The organism is Acinetobacter sp. YH16051 (genome assembly GCF_013417135.1).
Taxonomy (GTDB): domain Bacteria; phylum Pseudomonadota; class Gammaproteobacteria; order Pseudomonadales; family Moraxellaceae; genus Acinetobacter; species Acinetobacter towneri.
In genome coordinates this window covers 1-6,596 of sequence record NZ_VPEN01000037.1, presented here as the reverse complement: position 1 = coordinate 6,596, position 6,596 = coordinate 1, and the positions used below count along the sequence as shown (strand labels likewise).

Below are 6,596 nucleotides of genomic sequence, written 5' to 3'. Positions count from 1 at the left end.
TGTTAAGCCTTTTCTGAGCATGGTATTTTTCATGGTATTACCAATTAGCAGGAAAATAAGCCATTGAATATAAAAGATAAAAATGTCTTGTTTACAATAGAGTGGGGGGGGTCAGCCTGCCGCCTTGGGCCGGGTGATGTCGTACTTGCCCGCCGCGAACTCGGTTACCGTCCAGCCCAGCGCGACCACTTAATATGAATATTGCAACCTTAAAAACTGCTGAAATATTTAAAAAACTCCCTCATTTATTTAAGTCTAAGTTTATATTTTTTTTCCTAGGCTTTTGGTTGATGCTAACAGCATTTCACTATGTCGATATTGTACCTAGTGATGATTATTTAATAATCTCAAAAGCCTTGGGAATACTTGCTTTGATCACCTATTTTTTTGAAAGAAAATAGGTATTACCCTTTGAAATCAGTATGTTTACGCAATGCTGTAAATATCCGTTTTGCAGTTTCTTCACGTACTGATTTTGGGTCTCTCAAAATACCGGCAATAAACAGAGTAAAAGCATCGTATGTCGGGAATGTAGAAAGGTCAGATATGTCACTTACACGACTTAAAATAGCACTATATTTGCTGATTTGAGCATCTGTTAAATCGCAGAACATATCTATTGTGTTCGGGTCCCGAGCTTGTGTCGTTAGAGTTTTAGGTTTTGGTTTCTCTTTTACAGTGAACTTAAAGCCGACTACAGAACGCCCCTGCTTTATATTCTCATAGCTGAGGTTAATATCCGTATTTTGATTAATTTCATCTAATGAGGGTTTAATTACCCTTTTTTTTAAATTACTTAAATCTTGATACGACTCAGGTAAGCCAAGCTGTTCAAAAAGATCATTAAGGCTGATTTGAAAACCGCCCATCACCTGATGTTTCTTAGCTAAGTGATAGATGTCTAGTGAGTAGTCTTTCCGGAGCCGTAATACAACCTCTTTTTTATATTTTGTATAAGGATTTAAAGCATCAAACTCCCTAAGAAGAAGAAGGACTTCATCAGTAAAGTAGAGTTCTGAACCCCCTTGCCCTACTTTATAAACAACCTTGTTCAACCATCTTATTTTCACCCGATCCCCATTTTGTGCTGTATATCCGAAAAATCGGGTAAAAAGACGCTCTGACGCTGTTTCTAGTGCTGTGTATGCGGTTGAAAGATCGACATTACACTCACGTGAAAATTCATGAGATGAGATAAAAATAGGTTCATTACTTGATATTTGTGTTGTTCTAGCAAGCGGCGTAGACATGATAAAAAGACGTTTTTCATCAAGGCTCATTCCACGAAAGCATTCAGCAACTCGGTTTTGTAAGACAACCCAATCTTTCGGATAATGTTTCTTTAGATCTACAGCCATATAAACAGCTCAAAAATAATAAATCGGTTTGTTTTTATACTAAGTACATTGTTTGAGTCAATACTTTTTTACAAATTAAAGTACATACATAGGTTTGTACTTTAATACTTGGCGTTTGTACTTTTTAAACTTGGCGTTTGTACTTTTTAAACAGTGTTTAACTTGGCGTTTGTACTTTAATACTTGGCGTTTGTACTTTTTTAAAGTTTGAAAGCCATGTTACACGTGGCTTTGAGGGGGGGCTAAAAGTATTTAAAAGCTTCTTAAAAGAATAAAAAGGAGCAGGGGAGTGAAAAACAGCCCTATGGCACTCGCTTCGCTCGTGGCATTTTGACCTCGTTTCACTCGGTCTTGGGGGCTGTTTTTTGGTGACTGCTTTCGAGGATTCAAAAAAGCAAAAGCGGCTATGAATTCGCTTCGCTCATAGAGCTTTTTTGCTCGCTTCGCTCGGTCTAGGTGCAAATACCAGCATTTGATTTAATTCCTTTTGTCTTTTTTATTTTTTTAAAGCAGTTTTTCAGAGGGTCGAGGCTCAACTTTTCTTTGTGTCACTCGTAGACACTCGTTAAATATACCGTTTAAATGCAAAAAATAAGGGTTTTTAGCTACTTTAGGTGTTTTTTTGATATTACCTACATGAAGTAAATTAAAGTGCCTTAGAAAGCAAAATAGAGAGATTTAGGAACTCACCTCGTTTAGTTGTTTTGCCGCAACCGAGGGAGTCATATCTCACTTTCGTAGAGTTCACGTTGTTTGTCGAGTAGAACATGGGTAGGCAAATACCCAAGTCATTATCACAATACGTCGTTCTTTATACTAAAGAATGGAAAAAACTCATCTTAACGAGGACTCCCGCTAATTTTTCTAAATTAGTTAAATATTCAATTAGTTAGAATTGAAACTATGAAAAAAATCATGCAGTACACAAGACTATGCTGCCGTATTTTCTTTTCTTTCATTAACGTTTGCTTAGTCCTGACTTAGATCGGGAGACCAATCCCGACCTATCAGAACAAACAATGGCGACCAAACCATTTTTAGCTATGTTTCGCTTTTTTAGATAACAACATAAAACCGACTCGGATTTTCGACAACACTACTCCCTTTACCACCCTTAGCAGCCACGCCACTGGTGAGTTCGCAATGTTTAATACAGCATCGACTTCGTTATTTTCATAACTTATACGACCTACTCATCCTCTCTCCCTCTCCATGCCTTGCCGTGACAACTCAATGTCTAAGCATGGAGATTCCCAAGTTATTTCTAACGATCTTAGCAATTGAACGCCAATGCTCTTTTGTCTGTCAGTGCTTCCATTTTCCCCACCACGCGGTTCCTTAGATTTGGTGGATATGACTTTGAGACAAAATCTGAGCGTATGGCTCTTAATCTACACGTGTCTCCGGTTTATGCTTCCGGATGTATACTGTTTAAGCTATCCGTTGACCCACTTTGCTTGAGATGATCTCACTCAGTGGTGCCGCTGCTTCCAGATTTCTCCTCAGCTAGCCTGTAACATTGCTGTTACCTCAAACGCCATCAGTTGTGCCAATGAGCTGCGCTTCCCTCTTAGAGTGCATTTGCCGCAACACATTGCCGTTATTAGTGACCCTTAACATCCTGTCAGGGTCTCACGGTAATCGTTAAAACAGGGTTTCAATACAAAAAAAATTGTATCTAGTCAGGCTATATCTAACCTCACGACCACTTCACAATCATTCGATTGTTTATAGGCTCCCGTGTCCTTGTCGCCCAACCCCGTTTACAACGGATTGGATCGAAAAGGAGTATTACAACTCCCTAGCGCCCATCAGATCGTACCGAACGGGATTTCTCCAGTAGTACGCTCAATCGGTCAACTCAAAATGGCTAGTTCTGAATTGTGCGCTATCTAAAAAAACATGGCTTTAAGCAGGCTGTTGCCTGCTCAAAATCGCTAAAACGAAAATGGTCAGGCAGTTGGTCAGACTGCTTTAAGTCAATGAATATTGCGACTATAAACCAAGCAAAAACAGATGTAAATTCCGTCACCTAGGAACCACTTGATTGCACGATGACAAATTGTGTCAATTAAGTCCGACCAATGCCTTTGGCATTGGTAAAAAATCAAAATCGTTGAAAGCATTATAAAATATAGCTTTTAGTTAGAATAAATATTGCTTGATTACATAGGACTTTTTAGAATATTGTTTGATGACAATTGAACAAATATTGCTTGGTAACAATAAAATGATTCATTACAGCCCGAACAGTCGTTATACAGCGCAAAAAATTGTAGATAAAGTTGCAAACGGTGCGTATTTCTATAGTCACTTTACTATTGAATCTGATAACACGATGTTTGCAGATAAAATCCAAAAACTCATAAAAAAACTCAGCCAAAAATATTCTTTAGATTTAAGCCCACGACAAAGGACTTATCGTTTAAATAAAAAAAATGAGCCTATTGCGGATTTAATTATTCAAAAGCGTTATGACCAAGATATATGGGAATTTTGGCTGTTTGTGACAACTCCAAAAAGCAATGAATACAACACTCTTAAAAGCGAGGGGCAATTAAAGAAAATAGTCAAACAGCGAATATCAGAAGTTGAAACAACGTGGAATCGAGAAGAAGAACAAGAACAAATTTCATTGATTCAGACATATTTTAATGACCATGAAAAATTCAAATTTGTTTTACAAAAGCCCTTTTTAAAAGTTGCGTTTGGAAATGGGAAAAATGTTGAACTGGTGCGCCTTTCACACTCAAAAAAGAAATCAAAGAATTATCCTGATACGGAGAAAAGTGCAAAAAACTATACATGGACTTGGCGATTTGATGAGCCTAGCGTGCAGCTGATTAAAAAAAGCTATGTTGAAATTATAAATACACTTATTTCAAATAATGACAAAAGCGTTGGCATGTCTAAGTTGCAGTCATTTTATGATGATCTGAAATTTTACGGAGTCTTCAAAGGGAATCGGCACCAGATCGGACGATTGTTTGTTGATGCGGTCAGTTATCACTTCAAAAAAACAGGGAAAAACTTTAGAAAAATGGACTACTACATTCCTTTAGAGCTGAATTACCTGCCCCGAATTAAGAATTATGCAGATGATTTTATTCAGTATGTTTTCTTAAGAAGGATTTATGAGAGTGTTCAAATCAATTTGAATAAAGACGATGTAAATCAAGACACTTACACCGAACTATTTAACAAATATTTGGTTTAATAACAGGACTTAATAGGCAACGCCTCGCGCACCCGCTGGCGGCGCTTGCGCATGGTCGAACCACTGGCCTCTGACGGCCAGACATAGCCGCACAAGGTATCTATGGAAGCCTTGCCGGTTTTGCCGGGGTCGATCCAGCCACACAGCCGCTGGTGCAGCAGGCGGGCGGTTTCGCTGTCCAGCGCCCGCACCTCCACCTTGACGCAGTCATACGCCACCGGACCGAGAGGGCGGTGAATGGTCGCGGTGCGCGCAACAAAGGGCGCGCCCCGCGACCACCGGTCGGGGCTGACTGACGAGTCGCCGGGCGTCGCCACGGAGCACCTCATCGGGAACTTCGGGATCGGGTTACGACGGCACGCTCATGTCCTCGTCTGTTGTTCCTGCGTCACGATTACGATTCGTTGGACAATGGCGGTCGCAAGGCAGAGGCCGATGATCGCGAGGCCGCTACTTAGCACATAGGGTGATACACCGTGAAGGGCCGACGCGAAGCCCAGGCCCACGTAGACCGTGACACCTGCGGATCCACCGAGCTGGTCTGCGGCTCGCTGTACGCCGGATGCGACTCCGGCATCATCGTCGGTGACCTCGGTCACGGCCGCGTACTGCAATCCAACGAGGCCGAAACCCATTCCTGCGGCGATGAAGAGCATCGCGGGGGTTAGTAGCCAAGCGGGGGCTTCGAGCTGCGCGGCTGCCGCGATCACGATCATGCCTGCCCCTGCGGAACTCAGTCCCACGACGATGCAAGCACGCGCTCCCCAGCGCCCCAAGAGGCGAGGTACGACGGTCACGGCGACGACTAGTGCCACCGCAAGTGGCAGGAGCAGCAATCCGGATTCCAGCGGAGAGAGACCGAGTCCATCCTGTAGATAGAACGTGAACAGCAGAAAGGACGTTGAGAGCGCCGCGCTCAACAGTGCAGTCGCAAGATTTGCTCGCACTCGTGTCCGGTTGCGGAAGAAGGTCAGCGGAACCAGTGGGTTTGCGGCTCGGCGTTCCACCTTGACGAACAATGCAGCGGCGGCTGCCGCTCCCACCAGGGCAGCGATTGATGACCAGGGCACATCCCCATTGCTGTCCCCGGCCTCCACCACTCCGAAAGCGAACAGCAGCGGTGCGCTCGTCAGCAGAATCGATCCGAGAATATCCAACGGTGCGCGCTCCTGTGATCGGTCTCGAGGTAGCAGGGCGACAGAAGCGATCAGCACGAACAGGACGAACGGAACGGCGATGAGGAAGATCCATCGCCAACCGAGATACTCGGTGATGATTCCCGAGAGCACGAACCCCAGCACAAGACCGCAGCTCGCAACCGCAGCCCAGACGCTCAGGGCGCGGGTGCGCGCCCGCCCTTCGGGAAACAACAGGACGATGGTCGCCATCGCAGCGGGCAGGGCGAGGGCTTCCCCTACACCCTGCAACAACCTTGCACCGACGAGTAGCGGAAAGGTCTCCGCGAGGCCCGCCATCAGCGAGGCCGCTCCGAAGATCGCGGTTCCGATGAGCAGAAGGCGGCGGCGGCCGAAGACGTCTCCCAGACGTCCACCAAGCATCAACAGACCACCGCCTGTGATGGTGTAACCAACGACGACCCATGTCAGGCCGCGCGCATCAACGCCCAGATCGTTGCCGATAGAGGGCAGCGCCACGTTGACCACGGTGACGTCGACGGCGATGAGGAATTGCAGGATGGACAGACAAACAAGGACTGCCCAGGAACGAGCGACCGATACTTGCGCAGGCCGCGATGAAGAGGTGCTAAAAGACACAGAGAACTCCGTTGCTCGAATGAAGATCGTGCATGAGTATCATACGGATGCTCGGGTCGAAAGGGAATCCCCAGGCGAGTAACCTGTTTGCGGTGATCCATTAGCTGCAGGAGCAGAAGAGCATACATCTGGAAGCAAAGCCAGGAAAGCGGCCTATGGAGCTGTGCGGCAGCGCTCAGTAGGCAATTTTTCAAAATATTGTTAAGCCTTTTCTGAGCATGGTATTTTTCATGGTATTACCAATTA

4 protein-coding genes and 2 pseudogenes are annotated in these 6,596 nt (G+C 44.7%); 2 read left to right on the top strand and 4 right to left on the bottom strand.

The window, feature by feature from the left end; genetic code table 11:
- Positions 1-111: 111 nt before the first annotated feature.
- Positions 112-189: pseudogene (repC, locus tag FTV41_RS15390) on the bottom strand (replication protein C, IncQ-type); the annotation flags it as partial.
- A gap of 5 nt (positions 190-194) precedes the next feature.
- On the opposite strand from repC (FTV41_RS15390), the gene FTV41_RS13385 reads away from it, so the two are divergent.
- The gene (locus FTV41_RS13385; RefSeq protein ID WP_179991696.1) at positions 195-401 is read left to right on the top strand and encodes a hypothetical protein; all 207 of its coding nucleotides are present in this window, start codon (positions 195-197) and stop codon (positions 399-401) included.
- 3 nt (positions 402-404) lie between these two features.
- Here the strand turns inward: FTV41_RS13385 and FTV41_RS13380 are convergent, their stop codons facing one another.
- The gene (locus tag FTV41_RS13380) at positions 405-1,358 is read right to left on the bottom strand and encodes a replication initiation protein (RefSeq protein ID WP_179991697.1); all 954 of its coding nucleotides are present in this window, start codon (positions 1,356-1,358) and stop codon (positions 405-407) included.
- 2,194 nt (positions 1,359-3,552) lie between these two features.
- Between FTV41_RS13380 and FTV41_RS13375 the strand changes: the two genes are divergently transcribed.
- Positions 3,553-4,575 (top strand): hypothetical protein, encoded by a 1,023-nt coding sequence (locus FTV41_RS13375; RefSeq protein ID WP_247166083.1) that lies wholly within the window; start codon positions 3,553-3,555, stop codon positions 4,573-4,575.
- Positions 4,576-4,589: 14 nt separating this feature from the next.
- Here the strand turns inward: FTV41_RS13375 and repC (FTV41_RS15250) are convergent.
- A pseudogene (gene repC / locus FTV41_RS15250) lies at positions 4,590-4,904 on the bottom strand (replication protein C, IncQ-type); the annotation flags it as partial.
- Positions 4,905-4,937: 33 nt separating this feature from the next.
- The gene (locus FTV41_RS13365) at positions 4,938-6,350 is read right to left on the bottom strand and encodes an MFS transporter (protein WP_199792616.1); all 1,413 of its coding nucleotides are present in this window, start codon (positions 6,348-6,350) and stop codon (positions 4,938-4,940) included.
- Positions 6,351-6,596 lie beyond the last annotated feature (246 nt).